This is a genomic window from Photobacterium leiognathi (genome assembly GCF_030685535.1).
Classification (GTDB): Bacteria; Pseudomonadota; Gammaproteobacteria; order Enterobacterales; family Vibrionaceae; genus Photobacterium; species Photobacterium leiognathi.
In genome coordinates, this window is the sequence record NZ_CP131601.1 from 200,612 (window position 1) to 222,706 (window position 22,095).

General features: G+C 44.2%; 13 protein-coding genes and 3 pseudogenes. 10 read left to right on the plus strand and 6 right to left on the minus strand.

Annotated features, from left to right (window positions below; translation table 11 throughout):
- Positions 1 to 74: 74 nt before the first annotated feature.
- Positions 75 to 392, minus strand: a complete 318-nt coding sequence (metJ, locus tag Q7674_RS07785; RefSeq protein ID WP_008988139.1) for a met regulon transcriptional regulator MetJ — start codon at positions 390 to 392, stop codon at positions 75 to 77.
- 298 nt (positions 393 to 690) lie between these two features.
- Between metJ and Q7674_RS07790 the strand changes: the two genes are divergently transcribed.
- Positions 691 to 1,857, plus strand: coding sequence for an O-succinylhomoserine (thiol)-lyase (locus Q7674_RS07790; protein WP_107229626.1), 1,167 nt, complete (start codon positions 691 to 693; stop codon positions 1,855 to 1,857).
- A complete protein-coding gene (locus tag Q7674_RS07795; protein ID WP_045063299.1) occupies positions 1,857 to 4,271 on the plus strand; it encodes a bifunctional aspartate kinase/homoserine dehydrogenase II in 2,415 nt (804 codons plus the stop codon). Before Q7674_RS07790 ends, Q7674_RS07795 begins: the two co-directional genes overlap by 1 nt.
- Before the next feature lie 68 nt (positions 4,272 to 4,339).
- Here Q7674_RS07795 and Q7674_RS07800 read toward each other — a convergent pair whose 3' ends face one another.
- Positions 4,340 to 4,906 carry a PadR family transcriptional regulator gene (locus Q7674_RS07800; protein ID WP_023933797.1) on the minus strand — a complete coding sequence of 189 codons (567 nt, stop codon included), beginning with the start codon at positions 4,904 to 4,906 and terminating at the stop codon, positions 4,340 to 4,342.
- A 410-nt stretch (positions 4,907 to 5,316) separates the two neighbouring features.
- Positions 5,317 to 7,947: a phosphoenolpyruvate carboxylase gene (gene ppc / locus Q7674_RS07805; RefSeq protein ID WP_305423478.1), complete on the minus strand. Its 2,631-nt coding sequence runs from the start codon at positions 7,945 to 7,947 to the stop codon at positions 5,317 to 5,319.
- A 628-nt stretch (positions 7,948 to 8,575) separates the two neighbouring features.
- Here ppc and argC point away from each other — a divergent pair.
- From argC to argH, 4 genes and pseudogenes are all read left to right on the plus strand, one after another.
- Positions 8,576 to 9,589: pseudogene (argC, locus tag Q7674_RS07810) on the plus strand (N-acetyl-gamma-glutamyl-phosphate reductase).
- A 10-nt stretch (positions 9,590 to 9,599) separates the two neighbouring features.
- On the plus strand, positions 9,600 to 10,379 hold the full coding sequence (gene argB / locus Q7674_RS07815) for an acetylglutamate kinase (RefSeq protein ID WP_008988133.1): 780 nt from the start codon (positions 9,600 to 9,602) through the stop codon (positions 10,377 to 10,379).
- Positions 10,380 to 10,453: 74 nt separating this feature from the next.
- Positions 10,454 to 11,663, plus strand: a pseudogene (locus tag Q7674_RS07820) (argininosuccinate synthase).
- A gap of 97 nt (positions 11,664 to 11,760) precedes the next feature.
- Entirely contained in the window at positions 11,761 to 13,638 is a 1,878-nt protein-coding gene (gene argH, locus Q7674_RS07825; RefSeq protein ID WP_305423480.1) for an argininosuccinate lyase, read from the plus strand.
- A 107-nt stretch (positions 13,639 to 13,745) separates the two neighbouring features.
- On the opposite strand, the gene Q7674_RS07830 is transcribed toward argH, so the two are convergent.
- Positions 13,746 to 15,197 carry a dihydrolipoyl dehydrogenase gene (locus Q7674_RS07830; RefSeq protein WP_045063289.1) on the minus strand — a complete coding sequence of 484 codons (1,452 nt, stop codon included), beginning with the start codon at positions 15,195 to 15,197 and terminating at the stop codon, positions 13,746 to 13,748.
- A gap of 82 nt (positions 15,198 to 15,279) precedes the next feature.
- The gene (locus Q7674_RS07835) at positions 15,280 to 16,008 is read right to left on the minus strand and encodes a glutathione peroxidase (RefSeq protein ID WP_045063288.1); all 729 of its coding nucleotides are present in this window, start codon (positions 16,006 to 16,008) and stop codon (positions 15,280 to 15,282) included.
- A gap of 157 nt (positions 16,009 to 16,165) precedes the next feature.
- Here Q7674_RS07835 and oxyR point away from each other — a divergent pair, with 157 nt between their 5' ends.
- On the plus strand, positions 16,166 to 17,077 hold the full coding sequence (gene oxyR, locus Q7674_RS07840; RefSeq protein ID WP_045063286.1) for a DNA-binding transcriptional regulator OxyR: 912 nt from the start codon (positions 16,166 to 16,168) through the stop codon (positions 17,075 to 17,077).
- A 69-nt stretch (positions 17,078 to 17,146) separates the two neighbouring features.
- Here the strand turns inward: oxyR and Q7674_RS07845 are convergent.
- A pseudogene (locus tag Q7674_RS07845) lies at positions 17,147 to 19,747 on the minus strand (penicillin-binding protein 1A).
- A 148-nt stretch (positions 19,748 to 19,895) separates the two neighbouring features.
- Here Q7674_RS07845 and pilM point away from each other — a divergent pair.
- From pilM to Q7674_RS07860, 3 genes are read left to right on the plus strand one after another with little or no spacing between them, the layout of a single operon-like run.
- On the plus strand, positions 19,896 to 20,879 hold the full coding sequence (gene pilM, locus Q7674_RS07850; RefSeq protein ID WP_008988126.1) for a type IV pilus biogenesis protein PilM: 984 nt from the start codon (positions 19,896 to 19,898) through the stop codon (positions 20,877 to 20,879).
- Positions 20,876 to 21,478, plus strand: a complete 603-nt coding sequence (locus Q7674_RS07855; protein WP_008988125.1) for a PilN domain-containing protein — start codon at positions 20,876 to 20,878, stop codon at positions 21,476 to 21,478. Before pilM ends, Q7674_RS07855 begins: the two co-directional genes overlap by 4 nt.
- A complete protein-coding gene (locus Q7674_RS07860; RefSeq protein WP_008988124.1) occupies positions 21,479 to 22,093 on the plus strand; it encodes a type IV pilus inner membrane component PilO in 615 nt (204 codons plus the stop codon).
- Positions 22,094 to 22,095: the final 2 nt, after the last annotated feature.

The following is a 22,095-nucleotide window of genomic DNA, read 5'->3' on the forward strand; positions in this document are numbered from 1 at the left end:
AGCAACTCGCTATTTTAATAAATAAAAAACCAGCCATGTGGCTGGTTTTTTAGTATACATAGTCAGTAATGAAATTATTCATTAATGTCGTCGTAGCTGATCCCCATTTCATCCATTAGCGCTTTCGCTTCTGCGGGTAGATCATCTGGGCGATCTTTACGAATATCGTCATCCGTTGGTAATGGTTGACCAGTGTAAGCATGAAGGAAAGCTTCGCAAAGTAGCTCACTATTGGTCGCGTGGCGTAGGTTGTTCACCTGACGACGAGTACGTTCATCAGTAAGAATCTTAAGTACCTTCAATGGAATCGAAACAGTAATTTTCTTTACTTGTTCGTTTTTCTTACCGTGTTCTGCGTAAGGGCTAATATATTCGCCATTCCACTCAGCCATGTTTTACCTTCTCAGCGATATTGGGTTAATGATGTGGTAACAGGAGCGGCACCCTCTGTTAGCAACGGGATTGTAGGGCGGCGATATTACGTCAACATCGCGGTTTTGTCCCGTATTGAACAGAAAAATAACACTAAGGTGAGCACTGTTTTTTTGTTATGGCTGAATTTTAGCGGGATTTACCGCCATAAGCAAAGACATATAGACGTCTAGATGTGTTGACGTCTTGTTTTGTAATGGTTAAAGTTGTTATAAATTTATTATTTGGGATCAAGCCTCCCCGACAAGGAATGTTATTATGAGTGATAAGCGACTGGCGACAATTGCAGTGAGAACGGGTATTGATAGTGATTCACAGTATCATGCTGTCGTCCCACCGATTTATTTAACCTCAACCTATAGTTTTCCTGCCTTTGGGGAAGTGCCTCAATATGATTATTCTCGCTCAGGGAATCCAACCCGTAATACGTTGGCTGATGCATTAAGTGAATTAGAAGGCGGTGCTGGTGGCGTGGTAACCAGTTGTGGTACTGCGGCAATGAATTTACTTGTGACAGCATTGCTTGGCCCTGATGACTTAATTGTGGCTCCGCATGATTGTTACGGCGGTACTTACCGCTTATTTAATACCCGTGCTAATAAAGGCGACTTTAAAGTAGAGTTTGTCGATCAGTCTGATCAAGAAGCACTGGCTGCTGCGTTAGCGAAAAAGCCGAAATTAATCTGGGTGGAAACCCCGTCAAACCCACTAGTGCGCGTTGTTGATATCGCCGCACTGTGCCAGCAAGCTAAAGAAGTTGGTTGCTTAGTCGCTGTCGATAACACCTTCCTTTCTCCTTTACTGCAACAGCCGATCTCATTAGGTGCAGATTTTGTTGTGCATTCAACGACTAAATACCTTAACGGACATTCCGATGTGGTTGGCGGTGTTTTGATCTCTAAAGATGCTGAAATGGCTGAGACGATTGCATGGTGGGCAAACTGTATTGGTGCGACTGGTGCACCATTTGATGCTTACTTAACCTTGCGTGGTCTACGAACGTTAGCACCACGAATGAGAATGCATGAAGAAAATGGTGTGGCAGTGCTGGAATATTTACAACAGCAAGCCATGGTAGGGACGATTTATCACCCAAGTTTGCCATCACACCCTGGACACGATATTGCCAAGCGTCAGCAAAAAGGGTTTGGCTCAATGATGAGTTTTGAATTTGCGGGTAGCCAAGCGCAGTTGGAAGTGTTTGTTAAAGAGTTAAAACTGTTTTCACTGGCAGAATCATTAGGTGGAACAGAGAGCTTAATTGCTCATCCATCAAGCATGACTCATCGTGCGATGTCTGATGAAGCGCAAGCAGAAGCTGGTATTTCTACTTCACTGTTACGTCTTTCTGTTGGTTTAGAAGATCCTCGAGACTTAGTTGCTGATTTGGAGCAAGCCTTTCATCTCGCAGCGGAGGCACATTAATGACTCAAGTATTACGCCAATTACATAAATTTGGTGGTAGTAGCTTAGCTGATCCTGAGTGCTATCGCCGAGTAGCAGATATCCTCGCTGAGTATTCAGATAGTAATGATCTCATAGTGGTATCTGCGGCGGGTAAAACCACCAACCAATTAATCTTGTGGTTGGAGCAACTAGAAAAAGATGGACGTCAAGCACATGAAACCTTGTTGTCGCTTCGCAGCTATCAGCAACAACTCATCGAAGCTTTAATTGTTCAACCAACGGCTGAACTATTGATCCAACAGTTACATGATGATTTAGCAACAATTGCCCGTTATGGCGAAAATATTATTACGCCTGCTGATCGCGGCACGATTCAAGGTTTTGGTGAGGTGTGGTCTGCTCGTTTATTAGCAGCACTCTTGAGCCAGCGCGATCTTGCGACAAAGGACGTCGACTCACGATTATTTTTACGTGCTGAACATGCAGCCCAGCCTGAAGTAGATAGCCGAATATCAAAGCCTTTACTGCAGCAACAGTTGGCGCAACACAGCCATCATCGCATCGTGATCACTGGTTTCATGGCGCAAAATACCCTAGGTGAAACGGTCTTACTTGGACGTAATGGTTCAGATTATTCTGCGACCATTATCGGTGCATTAGCTGATGTTGCGAAAGTCACGATCTGGAGCGATGTAGCAGGTGTGTATAGTGCCGACCCTCGTAAAGTAAACGATGCTTGTTTATTGCCATTACTGAGGTTGGATGAAGCCAGTGAATTAGCGCGTTTAGCTGCCCCTGTTTTACATAGTCGTACTTTGCAGCCTGTGGCACAAAGTGCGATTGATTTAATGTTGCGTTGTAGCCATCAACCAGAATCAGGCTCAACCCGTGTTGAACGTGTGCTGGCATCAGGGCGTGGAGCGAAAATTGTCTCTTCACTCGATGATGTGTGTTTAATTGAAGTTGATGTCCCACGCGGCATGGATGTGGAACATGTAAGAGAAGAGCTTGAACGTTTACTTTCTCGTCATCAATTAACACCATTAGCGCAGAGCCTTGAACAGAGTAAAGGTCGCATTATGCTGGCTTATACTCGCGAAGTGGTTAACGGGGTACTTAATTTACTGCAAGACAGTGGCACACCTGCCGAGCTCCGTTTGCGAGAAGGATTTTCAATGGTGGCTGCGGTTGGCGCTGGGGTGATTAATAACCCTGTTCATTGTCATGGCTTTTATCAGCAACTAAAAGGTTTGCCTGTAGAGTTTATGACTGAGGCAGAATCGGGGTTAAGTTTGGTAGCGGTACTTCGTCAGGTTGAAACTGAGCGATTAGTGAAAGATATTCACCAAGCGTTATTTCAAGCGCAAAAGCGTGTTGGTTTAGTGCTATGCGGTAAGGGGAATATTGGTAGTCGTTGGCTGGAATTATTTGAGCGTGAAAAAGTAGCGTTAGAAAAACGCCATGGACTTAGCTTTACCTTGTTCGGCGTGTTAGATAGTCGCCGCCAATGGGTTAATTTTGATGGCATTGAGCCACAGTTGGCATTAACTCAATTTGAGCAAGAAGCGGTAGAATATCGGGATGATGAGCTCTTTTCTCAAATTGGCAATGCCGATTATGACGATGTGATAGTCCTTGATGTGACCGCAAGTTGTGAGTTATCAAAGCGCTATCCTGAAATTGCCGAGCATGGTTTACATTTGATTTCTGCTAATAAAGTGGCGGGCTCGGCAAGCAGTCAAGACTACCATGCTGTGATTGACGCCTTTGCTAAAAGCAGTCGTCATTGGCTTTATAACGCTACCGTGGGCGCTGGGCTTCCGGTGAATCATACCGTTCGTGATTTACGTGAAAGTGGCGATCAGATCATTGCTGTATCGGGTATTTTTTCGGGGACGTTATCATGGTTGTTCCAGCAATATGATGGCAGCGTGCCATTTTCTGAATTGGTCGAGCAAGCGTGGCAGCAAGGCTTAACTGAGCCCGATCCTCGTCATGATTTAGATGGCAGTGATGTGATGCGAAAACTTGTGATCCTCGCACGTGAATCTGGCTTAGAGATCGAGCCTGAGCAGGTCAAAGTGGAAAGCTTAGTACCTGTAGAGTTAGCATCGTTATCTGTCGAACAGTTCTTTGAGCAAGCAGGATTACTGGATGAAATCTTGGCGGAGCGTTTAGAAAGTGCCCGTGAAGAAGAGAAGGTGCTACGTTATGTGGCGCGCTTAGATCGTCACGGTAAAGCCCATGTAGGGGTTGAAGCGTTAGCTCAAGAGCATGCATTAGCGAATTTACTGCCTTGCGACAATATCTTTGCGATTGAAAGTCATTGGTATCGCGATAATCCATTAGTGATCCGAGGCCCAGGTGCGGGGCGTGATGTGACGGCAGGAGCGCTGCTTTCTGATATCAACCGACTAGCTGCTTTACTCTAATCTATTTATTTAGCGCATAAAAAAGCCGCAGTAAAATGCGGCTTTTTTGTTTGGGATGGATAATGCACTTAGTAAATGGCTACAGCGCTATTATCACTATCCATATCTTTTAGTTCAGCCAGCACTTCTTCAGCCCAGTCAATCCATGCTTGGCGGTTATGTAAACCACGACGTAGCGTTAGACGATCTAGACGTTGTTGGCGATCCATTGATTTGTAATCGCTGAAATGGATTTTTTCTAGCTCTTTGTAGTGGCTGATCAGAGTGTGTGATTCATCGATCAATGCAGCAAGTTGTTTTTGCATTGGCTCTGAATTATGAACGCCGCAGACGAGAAGTTTTGCAGAAAACTCATCGCGAGTGGTTGGATTACGCGCAGGCTCTTCAAACCAATTAAATAGCGCTTGTCTACCAGCATCTGTGATTGCATAGACTTTACGATCCGGCTTGCCTTCTTGAGGCTCAAGGCGACATGTTACTTGATCGTTAGCAGCCATCTTATTTAGTTCACGATACACCTGTTGGTGGCTCGCTTTCCAAAAGTAGCCAATGCTATGAGAAAACTCTTTTGTTATATCATAACCCGTTGCTTCTCGATTGCTCAGCACGGTTAAAATTACGTGTGGTAGTGACATCTCTTCTATCCGTTAAATACGTCAAATAAAAATAACAATCAGACTTGATTACATACGCTTCGTAATGGCGTTTTTTATTGATAATCTTTAATAAGTTATAGTCTGATTGAGACCGCATACAATATCATTAAATCGCTCATTATCGATACTTCAATATCAATTATCTGTTAAACGAGCTTGCAAAATTTTTATGTTGTGACCTTACTTCGATTGAAAGAGTGATGCTTTTAGCAGCAAATAGCGAACAAAAAATATTCACTCTTGCTCATATCGAAGTACATCTATCATAGCCTTATTAAGAAACCTAATGCTGTATCATAAGTGAGACAAAAAAGATTTTTCTTAACATATCGATAAATAAGTTGAAAAAAAAGGGCCCTAAAAAGGCCCTTTGTGATCAGCATTATATTTTAGCCAGTGTTACGCATACCAGTTGCAATACCTGCAATTGTAACCATTAATGCTTCTTCAAGCTCAGATGGCAGTTCTTCCTGCTGTCGAGTTCGATATAGCAATTCAGCTTGAAGCATGTTGAGAGGCTCAACATAAATGTTACGTAAACGAATTGACTCAGCGCCCCATGGGTCTTGTTCCATTAGGTGATCGTTATTTTCAACCGTTAGTACCGCTTTAATATCTTTCACTAATTGATCACGCAGTTTTTGACCTAGCGGCCATAGTGCTTCATCAGTTAGGCGTTCATCATAGTACTTCGTAATGCCTAAGTTCGTTTTGGTGTATACCATTTCTAGCATACCAAGACGGGTAGAGAAGAATAGCCACTCACGACACATATCTTCTAGCAACTTAGCGTGGCCTTTATCAATTGAGTATTGAATCGCTTCACCCGCACCTAACCATGCTGGCAGTAGTAAGCGGTTCTGACTCCATGCGAAAATCCATGGAATAGCACGTAAGCTTTCAACGCCACCTTGTGGATTACGTTTTGCAGGGCGCGAACCTAGTGGTAGTTTACCTAATTCAAGCTCAGGTGTTGCTGCACGGAAGTATGGGACGAACTCTGGATCAACGCGTACAACGTTACGGTATGCTTCACAAGAGATCTCTGATAGTGAGTCCATCAGATCGCGCCATTCTTGTTTTGGCTCAGGTGGTGGTAATAGGTTTGCTTCTAGTGTTGCACCTGCGTACAGACTCAAGCTATTAATAGCTACTTCAGGTAAACCAAGCTTAAAGCGGATCATTTCGCCTTGCTCGGTCACACGTAGACCACCTTTTAGGCTGCGTGGTGGCTGTGATAATAGTGCCGCATGGGCTGGTGCACCACCACGACCGATACTACCGCCACGACCGTGGAATAGGGTAATTTCAACGCCTGCTTTTTCACACACATCAACCAGCTTTTCCATTGCGCTGTATTGTGCCCAACCTGCTGACATCACACCAGCATCTTTAGCTGAGTCAGAGTAGCCGATCATGACCATTTGGTGGTTTTGAATAAAGCCACGGTACCAGTCAATGTTTAGAAGTTGCTCAATAACATCAGCACCATTATTCAAGTCATCTAGCGTTTCGAATAATGGACACACATCCATACGGAAAGGGCAGCCTGCTTCTTGTAGTAATAAATGAACTGCTAATACATCAGAAGCCGTACGAGCCATTGAAATAACGTATGCGCCTAATGCTTCACGAGATTGTTCCGCGATCGCTTTACAGGTTTCAATCACTTCTTTGACTTCTGGTGATGGTTCCCAATCACGTGGAAGCAGTGGACGTTTTGATGATAGCTCACGCACAAGGAAAGCAATTTTATCTTGCTCGCTCCATTGGTCGTAATCACCTAAACCTAGGTAGCGGGTTAGCTCAGAAATCACATCTGAGTGGCGAGTGCTTTCTTGGCGAATATCAAGACGAACAAGGTGAACACCAAAACATTTAATGCGACGAAGCGTATCAAGCAGTAGACCATCGGCAATGATTGCCATGCCACATTCATGTAGCGATTGGTAACAAGCGTGAAGCGGTTCCCATAGCTCTTCAACGTCTTGGATCAGAATGTCTGAACCAGGCTTTTGACCTTTGATTTTGGCGTCAAGGTTATCGCGAGTATGGGTTAGTTTAGTGCGTAGTTGTTTTAAAATCGCACGGTAAGGTTCATGCTCTTCGCCTGCTAATTCACGCACTTTCTCATTACACTGAACCATGGAAAGCTCATTGATCAGCTCTTGAATATCAGTCAGGTAAAGATCGGCTGCTTTCCAACGAGAAAGAAGCAGTACTTCGCGAGTCACATTTGACGTTACAAACGGGTTACCGTCACGGTCACCACCCATCCATGATGAGAAAGTCACAGGTGATGCATCAAGAGGTAGTGATTCACCTAGATGCTGTTGCAGCTTTTCATCAAATAGACGTAGGAACTCAGGAACTGCTTGCCATAGTGAGTTTTCAATCACAGCGTAGCCCCATTTCGCTTCATCGAGCGGTGTTGGGCGTTGCTGACGAATAACATCTGAGTGCCATGCCTGAGCAATCAACTGCTCTAAACGCTGCTCTACACGTGCACGCTCTGCCGTTGATAATTCGCTTAATTCAAGTTGAGATAGGCATTTGTTGATCTGTACCAGTTTGTGGATCATGGTACGACGTGCAATTTCAGTTGGGTGTGCGGTTAATACTAAATCGATATTCAGCTCACGAACCGCTTCGATAGAATCTAGCTGATTAACATCATTATTTTTGAGTTTATTGAATAACTCGTCGAGTGCGCCAGGGCTACATAATGTGGTTTCACATTGGCGAGAAATGGTGTGGTATTGCTCTGCAATATTCGTGAGGTTTAGGAATTGGCTAAATGCACGAGCAACGGGAAGTAATTGATCGTCTGGTAAGTTTTGTAGCTCATCAATGAGCTTTTCACGATCTTCTTCATTACCAGAATGCGCTGATTTTGATAATTTACGAATAGTTTCGACTTTATCTAACAGTTCGTCACCGTGTGCCGTTTTTATGGTATTGCCGAGCAAGTGGCCCAACATACTTACGTTACTTTTTAACGTGCTGTATTTCTCATTCATATCGCATCCATCTCGTAATTTTGTTACATCCAATTTATCAATCTAACAGACAATCTAGCCGTGATCTCACTTTGAGGTCAACTATCATTACATTTTCGGGCATTAAAACCATGCCATTTTGATTTTGGTCATAAACTAGATTGAAGTCTGTAATTTTGTTTCATTATTGCTCGTTTGATAACAAATAATGGTTAGTAATAATATTGTCGGAAACGCATGTCAAATATATGAATGATGCAAAACGTTACAAAAAGATGATGAAATGGTTTTAAAAAAGATAACAAAAGGGGTGTTTTTAAGGCTTTATTGTTGACAGTACGTAAATTAACCAGTAAACATATAAATGCAACGCAAACGAATATTTTATTGCTTTGTATTAGCCGTAACCTGAGCAAGGAATGCCGGGTCTCTATTGTTAATTAAGGATGTTTTCACATGAACCAAGCGAAGCTTTTTACTCATACCTTCCGACGACGCTAAGTCATATTTCGCTTGGTGCGTAATGCGCCCCTCATATTGCTGTTCTCAGCACACCTTGTTACACGTTACTGCTGCAAAAATATAAACATAAAAGCCAATTTTGCGCCTGACGGTGACAACTATCATTAAGACTTAAATGGAATTTGTAATGTTAAAGACTCTAATTATCGGTGCAAGTGGCTATACTGGCGCTGAGCTTGCGAAAATGGTAACCCAACATCCTCACCTTGAACTGGCTGGTTTATTTGTTTCTGAAAATAGTCTTGATGCGGGTAAGTTGCTCAGTGAGTTACATGGTCAACTAAAGGGTATCGTTGATTTACCGTTGCAACCGCTAGTTGATCCCAAAGCCATTGCTAAACAAGCAGATATCGTATTGCTGGCAACAGCACACCAAGTGAGTCATGACCTCGCTGCTGACTTTTTAGAACAAGACTGTCAGGTGTTTGATTTATCAGGTGCATTTCGTGTTAAGGGCGATGATTTCTATACTCAGTATTACGGCTTTGAACATCAGTATTCAGACTGGCTGGAGCAAGCTGTTTACGGTTTAGCGGAATGGAATCATGAAGCGATTGCTAGCGCACAGTTAATTGCTGTGCCGGGTTGTTATCCAACCGCATCGCAATTGGCACTTAAGCCTCTTATTGAAGCAGGTTTACTTGATACCGAACAGTAGTCAGTGATCAATGCGGTGAGTGGTGTGTCTGGTGCAGGACGTAAAGCGACTATGACCAATAGTTTCTGCGAAGTAAGCCTGCAAGCTTATGGTTTATTCTCTCACCGTCACCAACCTGAAATCAGTACTCATTTAGGTCGCGATGTTATTTTCACTCCCCATCTTGGCAACTTTAAACGTGGCATTCTTGCAACTATTACAGCGAAGCTAGCACAAGGCGTTACGCTAGAGCAGGTAACGGAAGCATTGAATCTAGCATATGCATCTACAGCAGATAAACATGCGGTACGTCTTTTAGGGACACAAGCGGCACGTCTACAGAATGTGGTGGGGACTTGCTTCTGTGATATTGGCTGGCAGGTGGATGGTCAACACATTATTTTAACATCTGCGATTGATAACCTGTTAAAAGGTGCCTCTTCGCAAGCGATGCAATGCATAAATATTCGAAATGGTTTCCCTCAATTAACCGCTTTAGTGTAGGAGTTCGATGATGAGTCAGGTTCCATTAGTCATTAAGTTAGGTGGTGCAGTACTTTCATGTACTGAAACGTTAGAAAAATTGTTTTCAGCGATTAATGCTTATCAAGAAAACTCTCATCGCCCACTGATGTTAGTGCATGGCGGCGGCTATTTGGTTGACGATTTAATGGCAAAGCTGCAATTGCCAACAGTGAAAAAGCAGGGGTTACGTGTTACCCCAAGTGAACAAATTCCTGTGATTGCTGGCGCACTGGCTGGGACGGCAAACAAGCTGCTGCAAGGTCAGGCGATCAAATCTGGTGTCAAAGCCGTTGGTCTAAGTTTGGCCGATGGTGGTTTGTGTGAAGTTTCACAGTTAGATCCTGAATTAGGCTCAGTGGGTAATGCAAAGCCCGGTAATGGCACACTGGTTTCACAAATCATGGCATCGGGTTATATGCCAATCATTAGTTCGATCGGTTTAGATGCGCAGGGTGAGTTAATGAATGTGAATGCGGATCAAGCAGCTGTTGCTGTGGCAGCTGCCGTTGATGGTGAATTAGTCCTACTGTCTGATGTGAGTGGTGTATTAGACGGTAAAGGTCACCTAATCGACGCATTAACTGAAGCTGAAGCAGAATCGCTGATTGAACAAGCGGTGATCACTGATGGCATGATTGTCAAAGTGCGTGCCGCTTTCGATGCCGCCAAAGCCCTAGGTCGTCCAATTGAAGTGGCAAGCTGGCGTTATCCTGAAAAGTTGACCGCCTTATTTGATGGGCAAAGTATCGGCACCAAATTTACTCTGTAATTGAATTTTAAATTAGCAATATTAAGCACATCGCCTGAACGGAATACCCGCAAGGCTGAGAAGGAGAGCAGCACATGAGCAAGATAAATAAAGTTGTATTGGCTTATTCGGGTGGTTTAGATACATCAGCCATTATTCCATGGTTGAAAGAGAACTATGACTGTGAAGTTGTCGCGTTCGTGGCAGATGTGGGTCAAGGTGAAGAAGAGCTAGAAGGCATTGAAGAGAAGGCGTTAGCTTCTGGTGCGTCAGCGTGTTACATCGCCGATCTTAAAGAAGAGATGGTAAAAGATTACATCTACCCATCACTTAAAACAGGTGCGGTATACGAAGGTAAATACCTGCTTGGTACCTCAATGGCACGTCCAATCATCGCAAAAGCCCAAGTTGAGTGTGCATTAGAAGTGGGGGCCGATGCACTGTGTCACGGTTGTACCATGTAAAGGTAATGATCAGGTGCGTTTTGAAGGTGCATTTGCCGCACTAGCTCCACAACTAAAAGTAATCGCACCTTGGCGTGAGTGGGATCTACGTAGCCGTGAAGCATTGCTAGATTATCTTGCTGAGCGTGATATTCCATGTACCGCATCACTTGAAAAAATTTACTCTCGTGATGCTAATGCTTGGCACGTGTCAACAGAAGGTGGCGTACTGGAAGATACGTGGAACGCACCTAACGATCTATGTTGGGTTTGGACAAAAGATCCAGAGCAAGCACCGGATCAAGCTGAAACGGTAACACTTAAGATTGAACAAGGTGAAGTTGTCGCAGTTGATGGTGAAGCAATGACGCCATACAACGTGCTGACTTACCTTAATGAAAAAGGTATTGAGCACGGTGTTGGTCGTATTGATATCGTTGAAAACCGTCTGGTTGGTATGAAGTCTCGTGGTTGTTATGAAACACCAGGGGGCACCATCATGATGGAAGCTCTACGTGCCGTTGAGCAGCTAGTACTCGATAAAGAATCTTTCGATTTCCGTCAAACGCTAGGTCTTAAAGCATCGCACCTTATCTATGATGGTCGTTGGTTCACACCACTGTGTCAGTCGTTGATTGCAGCGGCTGACGAGTTAGCAAAAGATGTTAGCGGTGAAGTTGTGGTGAAGCTATACAAAGGTCAAGCGACGGTGATCCAGAAGCGTTCAACCAACAGCTTGTACTCGGAAGAGTTTGCAACCTTCGGTGAAGATGAGGTTTACGATCACAGCCATGCAGGTGGTTTTATCCGTCTTTACTCGCTAGCAAGCCGTATTCGTGCGCTAAACAGCCAAAAGAAATAATCAGTAATACACTCAACGGGGCTCCCTACCTATGCCCCGTTGAATTCACGCCATAATAAGATAAGCAAGTCGATACGCTGAGCAAAGGAGAGGTACCATGGCATTATGGGGCGGACGTTTTAGTCAGGCAGCTGACACACGGTTTAAACAATTCAATGATTCACTGCGCTTTGACTACCGTCTTGCTGAGCAAGATATTGTTGGCTCAATCGCATGGTCTAAAGCCCTTCGTCAGGTCGATGTATTAACTGAGCAAGAGCAGCAAAAGCTTGAGTTGGCATTGAATGAGCTAAAACTTGCTGTGATGGAAGATCCTGAGCAAATTTTACGTTCAGATGCGGAAGATATTCATAGTTGGGTCGAGCAGCAGTTGATTGCCAAAGTTGGTGATTTAGGTAAGAAGCTTCATACCGGACGTTCACGTAACGATCAGGTCGCAACCGATTTAAAACTATGGTGTCGTCAGCAAGGCCAGCAATTATTGTTAATGCTCGATCGCTTGCAGCAGCAACTGGTGATGGTGGCTCGTGATCACCAAGCGACGGTTCTGCCGGGTTACACTCACTTGCAACGTGCTCAGCCTGTGACGTTTGCTCATTGGTGTTTAGCCTATGTCGAGATGTTTGAGCGTGACTATTCTCGTTTAACCGATGCGCTCGATCGTTTAGATACCTGTCCGTTAGGCTCTGGCGCACTGGCGGGTACGGCTTATCCGATTGATCGTGAAGTCTTGGCTCATAGCTTAGGTTTCCACCGTGCAACCCGTAACAGCTTAGATTCAGTCTCTGATCGCGATCATGTGATGGAGCTGCTTTCTACTGCTTCTATCTCTATGCTGCACTTATCTCGTATGGCAGAAGATCTGATCTTCTACAATTCAGGTGAATCTAACTTTATTGAGTTAGCCGATACCGTGACATCAGGTTCATCTTTGATGCCACAGAAGAAAAACCCAGATGCATTAGAGCTTATTCGTGGTAAATGTGGGCGTGTTTATGGCGCGATGACTGGCATGATGATGACGGTTAAAGCCTTACCGCTTGCATACAACAAAGATATGCAAGAAGACAAAGAAGGCTTGTTTGACGCCCTTGATAGCTGGCATGACTGTATGGAAATGGCTGCGCTGTGTTTTGATGGTATTAAGATAAATAAAGACCGTACTTTAGAAGCTGCAATGCAAGGTTATTCTAATGCGACAGAGCTTGCTGATTACTTGGTTGCGAAAGGCATTCCATTCCGTGAAGCGCACCATATTGTCGGTGTTGCGGTGGTGGCAGCGATTGCCAAAGGTTGCGCATTAGAAGAGTTATCACTTGCAGAGATGAAGCAATTCTCTGACGTGATTGATGACGACGTGTATCCAATTCTGACCATTGAATCGTGTTTAGATAAACGTTGTGCGCTGGGTGGCGTTGCACCAAATCAAGTGGATTACGCGATTGGTCAGGCTGAAAAACGCTTAGAAAAACGTTACTCACCAAGTGTGAAAGTGCGTGGCGCTCGCTTAACCGATCTTGATGCAATTGAAGGTATGGTGGTGTACTGGGCAGGGCTTGGTGAAAATTTACCGCGTAATCGCAATGAGTTAGTGCGTGATATTGGCTCGTTTGCGGTTGCTGAGCATCATGGTGTCGTGACAGGTTGTGCGTCGTTATATGTTTATGATTCAGGGCTTGCGGAAATTCGCTCTTTAGGTGTTGAAGCCGATTGGCAGCAGCAAGGTCAAGGTAAAGCAATTGTTGAGCACTTGCTTGAAAAAGCCGAGCAAATGGCGATTAAGAAAGTCTTTGTTCTGACTCGTGTACCAGAGTTCTTTATGAAGCGAGGCTTTACCCCAACATCGAAATCCTTATTGCCAGAGAAGGTAATGAAAGATTGTGACCGTTGTCCTCGTCAGCATGCCTGTGATGAAGTCGCGCTTGAAGTGCGATTGGATCAAGAGCAGCGTATTCCGACGGTTAACGTTGCTTAATTAAAGTAATTTGCGAGATAGAAAAAAGCCCTCATGACGAGGGCTTTTTCATTTGGAGAGTAGTTGTGGTTTTGTTTCTGCCAATCAAAGACTGCAGGTTCTGTTGATTAACAACCTGGACCACAATCCAGACAATGCTTGATCATATCTGGACCCAAACGTAATTTCGCATTCAGATCACGTAGGGCAGTACGAACACCTTCTTCGATAACTGGGTGGTAGAAAGGCATATCAAGCATTTCTGCTACCGTCATCTTATTTTGATGCGCCCAAGCTAATAGGTGCGCTAGGTGCTCTGCATCAGGGCCAATCATTTCAGCGCCAAGGAAGCGACCTGTGCCTTGTTCACCGTATACATGCAACATACCTTTGTTACGTAGCATGACACGTGAACGGCCTTGGTTCTCAAATGAAACCGTACCTGTTTCGAAACAACCGCACGTGCCTAGACGAGTGGTAATTTCTTTATATGTTTCACCCACCATCGCAATTTGCGGATCAGTGAAAACAGCTGAAATCTTAGTGCGACGTAAACCAGCACGAATTTCAGGGAAGCGACCTGCGTTATCACCTGCGATACGCGCTTGGTCTGCAGCTTCATGGAGCAATGGAATTTGATTGCTTGCATCACCTGCGATGAAAATGGAATCTACCGAGGTTTGCATGGTGTAGTAATCAGCCGTTGGTACACCGCGCTCATCCAATGCTAAGCTTGTGCTCTCAATGTTAAGGTTATCAACGTTAGGACGACGACCTGTCGCAGCCAGTACGTAATCAACCAAAATCGTTGCAAGCTCACCTGATTTAGTGACGTATTGAATTTCAACCTGATCACCAACACGCTTCATGCTTTCAACTTGCACGTTTGGATCTAAGTAAAACTCTTCGTTAAAGGCTTTGTTAGCGTAAGCCATCACTTCAGGATCTGTTAGAGGACCAACTTGACCACCAAGACCGAACATAGTCACGTTCACGCCTAAGCGGTTTAGTGATTGACCTAGCTCTAAGCCAATCACACCAGGACCAAATACAGCAACAGAGTTTGGTAAATCGTCCCAGTTAAATACATCGTCGTTAACTACTAAACGATCGCCTAGCTCGTTCCATACACCTGGGTAGGCAGGGCGAGAGCCCGTCGCGATAACAATGCGTTTAGCATTAATGATAGTGTGATCATCGACTTGTAGGGTGTGATCATTTAAAAATTTAGCGTAACCAGAAATCTTATCTGCAGCAGGGATCTCATCTACACCTTCAAGGACGAAACCAACGAAACGGTCACGTTCACGTTTTACGCGGTCCATCACTTCACGGCCATTGATCACGATGTCACCTTGAGGATGCACACCAAATGCGGGTGCTTTCTCAATATTATGAACGCTCTCTGCTGCTGCAATGAGTAATTTTGATGGCATACAACCAACACGAGCACAGGTTGTGCCGTAAGGGCCGCCTTCAATCATTACTACGCTATCGGTGTGGGCTTTTGCTGCGCGGTATGATCCTAAACCAGCAGTACCACCGCCAATAACAGCAACATCAACATTCAAGGTTTTCATCGTAACTTCTCCGAGTGGTGCAGGGTGGGGCCTGACGTCTTTGCGTCAGTGCCCGCTTTGTTTCTTATTATTGGTGTGGCGATTAGCCTAGGTATGCTTCTAGCTCTTCGCTACCACCGATGTGCTTACCACCGATGAATACTTGAGGAACTGTGCTACGGCCAGATACTGCACGTAGAGAAACCGTTGTTGCATCTTTACCAAGAATGATTTCTTCGTATTGTAGACCTTTGTCGATTAGGTTCTGTTTTGCTTTTGCACAGAAAGGACAACCAGGTTTTGAGAATACTGTGATTGATTCTTGTAGTTTTTGCTCAGGAGCGATGTACTTCAGCATAGTGTCTGCGTCAGATACGTTGAACGGGTCGCCTGGTTCTTCGTTTTCGATGAACATTTTCTCAACTACGCCGTTTTTCACTAACATGCTGTAACGCCATGAACGAGCACCGAAACCTAGGTCATCTTTCTCAACTAGCATGCCCATGCCTTTAGTGAACTCACCGTTACCATCTGGGATGAAAGTGATGTTTTCAGCTTCTTGGTCTGCTTTCCATGCATTCATTACGAATGTGTCGTTTACTGATACACATAGAATGTCGTCAACACCGTTTTCAGCAAATACTGACGCTAGCTCGTTGTAGCGAGGTAGGTGGCTAGAAGAACATGTTGGTGTGAATGCGCCAGGTAGGCTAAATACTACAACTGTTTTATTAGCAAAAAGCTCTTCTGTTGTTACGTCAACCCACTGATCACCTTTACGAGTGTGGAAAGTAACTTGAGGAATAGCCTGACCTTCTTTAGATGCGAACATAATGTAATTCCTTAAAAACTATAAATTCAATTTGATGCAATCGGAGTGTTTAACTGTTTGCTCCGTTTTGATGTAGCCATTATGTGATTTTGCGCTTGATAGCTCCAATCGTTTGCTGCTATGGTTTCAATAGTTAATTCCTATTGTAAGAAGAACTATGAATATTCGTGATCTGGAATATCTTGTTGCTCTTTCCGAGCACAAACATTTTCGCAAAGCAGCAGAAGCGTGTTACGTCAGCCAACCTACTTTGAGTGGTCAAATTAGAAAGTTGGAAGATGAGCTAGGTGTTTCATTATTAGAAAGAACTAGCCGTCGCGTCCTATTTACTGACGCCGGATTGAGTTTAGTCGCTCAAGCGCAGAAAGTGTTGCTTGAAGTCAAAATTTTAACTGAACTTGCTAGTGTTCAAGGCGAAAGCATGTCGGGACCACTGCATATTGGTTTTATTCCTACTGTGGGGCCTTACTTACTGCCACAGATCATTCCAACCCTAAAGGAAGCATTTCCAGATTTAGAGTTGTTCTTACATGAAGCGCAAACCCATCAGCTTGTTCAGCAGTTGGAAGAAGGGAAGCTGGATTGCATCATTTTGGCGGCAGTGAAAGAGAGCGAGCCGTTTATTGAATTGCCACTTTATGATGAGCCAATGATGATTGTGGTGCCTGAAACCCATAAATGGGCGGATAAGAAAGAAATTGATATGTCACTGCTACATGGCGAAAGCTTATTGATGCTAGAAGATGGTCACTGTTTGCGTAATCAAGCGCTGGGTTTTTGTTTTGCCGCGGGTGCTCGTGATGACGGTCGTTTTAAAGCAACTAGTCTTGAGACACTGCGTAACATGGTAGCGGCAGGTAGTGGGATCACCTTGTTACCACAACTTGCTAGTCCGAAAGAGCATTGCCGTGATGGTGTGTGTTATATCGCAGCTGAGCACCCACAGCCAACACGCTTAATCACTTTAGCCTATCGTCCGGGTTCACCGCTGAAAGCGCGTTATGAGAAGCTTGCGGAAGTTATTAAAGAAAGAATGCCTGAGGTATTTGCTAAACATACCCAAGCATAACGCCATATATGAAAAGATAAAAAAAGAGCGCTCAATGAGCGCTCTTTTTATTTTCGTTTTTAAAGATACTTAGAATAGCTCTTCTGCTGTTTCTGTATCAAATTGACGTTCAGATGTCGCTTGCTGTACAGAGCGTGTTGGCTCAGTCCCTTTGATGAAGTACTCGTACATAGAGCTTGCATCATCGCGGTTTGATAGCTGACCCGTTGCACGGTCGATACGTACTTTCACAATATCATCTGGAATTTGTTTTTCTTGCTCAGGGGTATTTTTTAGCGCCTGACGCATGAAGTTGATCCATGCAGGTTGCGCAGCATTACCACCGAATTCACCACCAATTGTTTGGTTTTTACCGAGGTTATTATTCCAGCTTGTGCGACCTAATTCACGACGGTGATCATCAAAACCAACCCAAGTTGTAGCCACAATATTTGGACCAAAACCTGTGTACCATGCATCCTTCGCATTGTTGGTTGTACCTGTTTTACCACCGATATCATGACGTTTAAGCACTTTTGCACGCCAGCCAGTACCGTAACTCTTACCCGGTTCACCCCAGATGTTACTGTTTAGCATCTCACGAACCAGGAATGCATTTTGCTCACTGATCACCTCTGGAGCGTAGCGAACAGGTGGCATAGTGATCACTTGTTCAAGATCGGCCAGTGTTGGTTTTTCTGCTGGTGCAGGTTTAGTGTTGTCCGCTGGTTGATCTAATTTGTGATCTTCAACAGCCGTAGCCATTGCCACTTGCATTTTCGCTTGTGGGTTTTTCGCTTGGCAAGCGTCGTTACATACAATCGCTGGATCTGCGTAGTAAATTAACTGGTCATCATTGTTATCAACCTTGTTAATTAAGAATGGTTCAACCGCATAACCACCGTTAGCAAATACCGAGTAGCCTTGTACAAGCTCAAGCGGTGTTAAGCTACCAGCACCTAATGCGATAGGCTCAGCACGAGGCAGATCTGAGCGTTTAAAGCCAAAGCGAGTGAGGTAATCAATGGTGAAATCTAACCCTGCAATACGTAGTGCGCGAATAGCCATCACGTTAATAGAACGCGCTAGACCAATACGGGCACGAGTAGGGCCGCCGTATTTACCATCCGCATTCTTAGGACGCCATGCTTTACCTTGCCACTTGTCCCACTTAGTAATTGGCGCATCGTTAATCAGTGTTGCAAGTGTTAAGCCTTTCTCAATCGCTGCTGAGTAAATAAATGGTTTAATACCTGAACCCACCTGACGGATAGATTGGGTGGCACGGTTAAACTTACTTTGTGCGTAGTTAAAACCACCAACCATTGCTAGTACGGCACCATTATTTGGCGACATTGCAACAAAGGCTGTGTTGACCGCTGGTGTTTGGCTCAGTAGCCATTCACTGGTTGATACTGATGCGTTATCAACTTTATCGCTCACCAAACTTTGCTTATGCTGAACCCAGATTTGTTGACCAGCAGTTAGAATATCGCTGGCTTTGCGTGGTGCAGCACCTTGACGAGAGTCTGAGATGAACTTACGTGCCCAGCTCATACCATTCCAATTAATAACTGCAATATCACCATTTTTAGTGACGATATTTGCCGTCTTTTCACCCACTTTAGTCACAATAGCTGGAATGAGTTAGTCATAAACTGGCTGGTTTTTCAGTTTATCAACAATTTGATTAGCATTAAGTGGCGTTTGACCCGGTTTCCAAATAACCGCAACAGGACCACGGTAACCATGGCGTTGGTCGTAGGCTAATAGGTTGTTCACCGCTGCTTGTTGTGCGTCGAGTTGAAGCTTACTGTTGATCGTGGTGTAAACCTTCATGCCTCTTTCGTAAGCGGCTTCACCGTAGCGGTTTACCATCCATGCACGAGCACGTTCAGCGACATATGGTGCGTATAACTGAATTTCTGCGCCGTGGTAGTGGGAAACAATTGGCTCAGCGCGTGCTGCATCCATTTGTGCTTTGGTGATGTAGCCTTCTTCAAACATACGCATCAGTACTACATTGCGACGTGTGGTTGCACGGTCAATGGAGTAAATTGGGTTCATGGTTGAAGGCGCTTTTGGTAAACCTGCAATCACCGCAATTTCAGACAGTGTTAGCTGATCGACCGTTTTACCAAAGTAAACTTGTGCCGCTGCACCAACACCGTAGGCACGGTAACCGAGATAAATCTTGTTTAAGTAAAGATCGAGAATCTCATCCTTGGTTAGCAGCTTTTCAATGTGAATAGCAATAAAGGCTTCTTTAATCTTACGCATTAACTTCTTTTCATTAGATAAGAAGAAGTTACGTGCAAGCTGCTGGGTAATGGTACTCGCACCTTGGCGTGCTGAACCTGAGGTTAAAACAACAAATGCAGCGCGGGCAATACCGATAGGATCGACCCCTGGATGTTCATAAAAACGGCTGTCTTCTGTGGCAATGAATGCCTCGCGCATTAGAAGAGGAATTTCATCTAATGTCAGAGGGATACGTCGCTTTTCACCGAACTGTGAGATCAGTTTACCGTCTTCGCTATACACCTGCATCGGTGTTTGCAGCTCAACATTTTTTAACTCAGCTACATCTGGGAGGTCAGGCTTTACATAGAGGTAAAGGCCAAAAATAGTACCAACTCCAAGAATTATGCAAATTAATGCAAGTATTAGTAATCGCTTTATGAACTTCACTTGAGATTTCCCGTTACGCCATCGTGCTAATTGTCATTATCCATTATCTTTCAATTACTAGTATAAAGATAACAAAAAGAAAATTAATGCCGTTGATGGTGTTTATTCGAAATAGTTTGTTTTTTCGCCACATGGGAGCATAACACGGATGTTTCGGAACCCATTAAGTGTTGGGGTAGATATTGGCAGTCACAGCATAAAAGCTGTGGCGCTACAGCAGAAAAAAGATCAGTTTGAATTGACTGCATATGCTGAGGTTGAATTAACCAAATCGGTAATCAACGAGCAGCATAGTGTAAATGCGGCAGCTTTGTTGTCAGCAATACGTCAATTAAAGAAACAGCTGCCATGGCAAGCCAAGAACGTTACTTTAGCCTTACCAGATAGTGCTGTGATCAGCAAAGTCGTTCAACTTGATACCAGCCTCAATGAAGATGAGGCTGAATTCGCTATTGTCCAAGCGTTAGGAGCGGCTTCTCCATTCCCAGTTGAAGAGCTGTGGTTTGATTATTACCCAATGGTGAGTGAGCGTTTCTCTGAAGCCGCCACCACTGCGCCATATCAGGTTTTTGCTTCGCGTAAGGAAACCATTGATAGCCGTGTTACCGCGTTAAAAAAAGTCGGTTTTAAACCGTCAGTGGTTGAGCTTCAGACGAATGCGTTGTTATGGCTCACAGAATATTTAGCTGAAGTCGGTAGCCAATATACTCAATGGGGTGTAGTTGACGTTGGTAAACGCCATACTGAATTTTGTATGAAGCCTGAAGGCAGTAATGCTTATCACCGCGAAATTCGTTTTGGTACCAGCCAGTTTGAAGAAAACCCATTTCAAGAAGAAATCAGTGAAGAAAATAAAGTTGAACGTTTTACGGAGCAATTTGCAGAGCAATTAAAACGCCAAATTCAACTTTATAACTCAACCCATCCTCGTTGCAGCATTAAAGGCTTGTGGTTAGCTGGTGGTTGTCAGTCTTTAATTTCCGAATCGTTATTAAAACAATTGGTTGGTTTAGAAGTGGTATGGGTAAAGCCTTTTGAACACTTCACACAACCAAAGAAGCTGACACTGCCTGTTGATATGTCGAGCCAATATGCTGTGGCTACCGGTTTAGCATTGCGGGGGATGGCATGATAGATAAATTAAACCTCCTACCTTGGCGAGAAGAGCGTCGCAAGCAACATAAACAACGTTTTATGGGGCTGATTGCCGCTGCTGTATTTGTCGCATTTATTGGTAATTATGGGGTGGCGAAATACCTCGATTTACAGCAGCAACAACAGCAAGCACGTAATGCACAATTTCAAAAAGAAATTGATTTGCTGGAAAAACGTTTAGCCTTCTTACCTAAGTTAGAAGAGCAACGAAAAGCGATTCAACTGCGTTTAAATGTTATTGCCGATATTCAGCAATCGCGAAATCGTGTCACACAACTGTTGAATCAACTGCCGAATGTGGTGCCGGGTGGTGTTTACCTTGAAACATTGAACCTCAATGTTGAGCGTGTTGGCATTAAAGGGGTGGGTGATTCAAATGGTCACTTAGCAGCTTTACTGGGTGCTGCCGAGCAGTCGAAGTGGTTCATCAATGTTGATATGCATTCATTAGTGACAACCAAAGGAAGTCAGTCTGAGCAGTTGTCTCAGTTTAATGCTTCATTTGATTTGACCGATCCTTCTTTGGCACAACAAGCCAAGAAAGTCGCTAAAACCAATGGAAGCAAGGGGGAGTAAATGGCTGATTGGCAGGAATTAGAATTAGACGAAATTACTGAATGGCCCTTGTTACCGCAGTGTTTAGTTGCGGTGATTTTAGCTGCTGCATTAAGTGCCTTTGGTTATTGGTATTGGGTAAGTCCAATGAATGATCAGCTTGAACAAATGAAGCAAAAAGAGCAGACATTAAAGACCCAGTTAGTCAGTCGAGCATCACAGGTTGCGGCATTACCACGAGTTAAAGAGCAAGTGGCAGAGCTTAATCGTCGTTACCATGAAATGATTGAACAGTTACCTGAAGAGCAAGAGCTGGCTAGCTTGCTATCAGGTATTAACGATATTGGTGTGAATAACGGCTTGGTATTCCAGTCGATAAAATGGGCACCACGAGTTGAACATGAACTGTATTACGAGTTGCCAATCAATATGCAGCTGACGGGTAACTATGAGCAGATTGGTAAGTTTGCTGAAGCGATCGCAAGGCTACCTCGTATTGTTAACTTAAATAATGCGGAGTTAAGTCGTGTTAAGCCGTTAGGTGAGCCGGACGAGACACTATCTCTTAAGGTTTCGGCAACAACGTATCGTTTCAAAGCGCCTACCCATGTTGATGCCAATAGTGATGAGGGCTAACC

Bases quoted from the DNA above. Each gene is read 5' to 3' on its own strand.
- Q7674_RS07855 (WP_008988125.1), top strand. From the start codon at position 20,876: ATGATAGATAAATTAAACCTCCTACCTTGGCGAGAAGAGCGTCGCAAG.
- Q7674_RS07835 (WP_045063288.1), bottom strand. From the start codon at position 16,008: ATGTTCGCATCTAAAGAAGGTCAGGCTATTCCTCAAGTTACTTTCCAC.
- argB (WP_008988133.1), top strand. From the start codon at position 9,600: ATGAGTCAGGTTCCATTAGTCATTAAGTTAGGTGGTGCAGTACTTTCA.
- Q7674_RS07830 (WP_045063289.1), bottom strand. From the start codon at position 15,197: ATGAAAACCTTGAATGTTGATGTTGCTGTTATTGGCGGTGGTACTGCT.
- Q7674_RS07860 (WP_008988124.1), top strand. From the start codon at position 21,479: ATGGCTGATTGGCAGGAATTAGAATTAGACGAAATTACTGAATGGCCC.
- ppc (WP_305423478.1), bottom strand. From the start codon at position 7,947: ATGAATGAGAAATACAGCACGTTAAAAAGTAACGTAAGTATGTTGGGC.
- oxyR (WP_045063286.1), top strand. From the start codon at position 16,166: ATGAATATTCGTGATCTGGAATATCTTGTTGCTCTTTCCGAGCACAAA.
- Q7674_RS07790 (WP_107229626.1), top strand. From the start codon at position 691: ATGAGTGATAAGCGACTGGCGACAATTGCAGTGAGAACGGGTATTGAT.
- pilM (WP_008988126.1), top strand. From the start codon at position 19,896: ATGTTTCGGAACCCATTAAGTGTTGGGGTAGATATTGGCAGTCACAGC.
- argH (WP_305423480.1), top strand. From the start codon at position 11,761: ATGGCATTATGGGGCGGACGTTTTAGTCAGGCAGCTGACACACGGTTT.
- Q7674_RS07795 (WP_045063299.1), top strand. From the start codon at position 1,857: ATGACTCAAGTATTACGCCAATTACATAAATTTGGTGGTAGTAGCTTA.
- metJ (WP_008988139.1), bottom strand. From the start codon at position 392: ATGGCTGAGTGGAATGGCGAATATATTAGCCCTTACGCAGAACACGGT.
- Q7674_RS07800 (WP_023933797.1), bottom strand. From the start codon at position 4,906: ATGTCACTACCACACGTAATTTTAACCGTGCTGAGCAATCGAGAAGCA.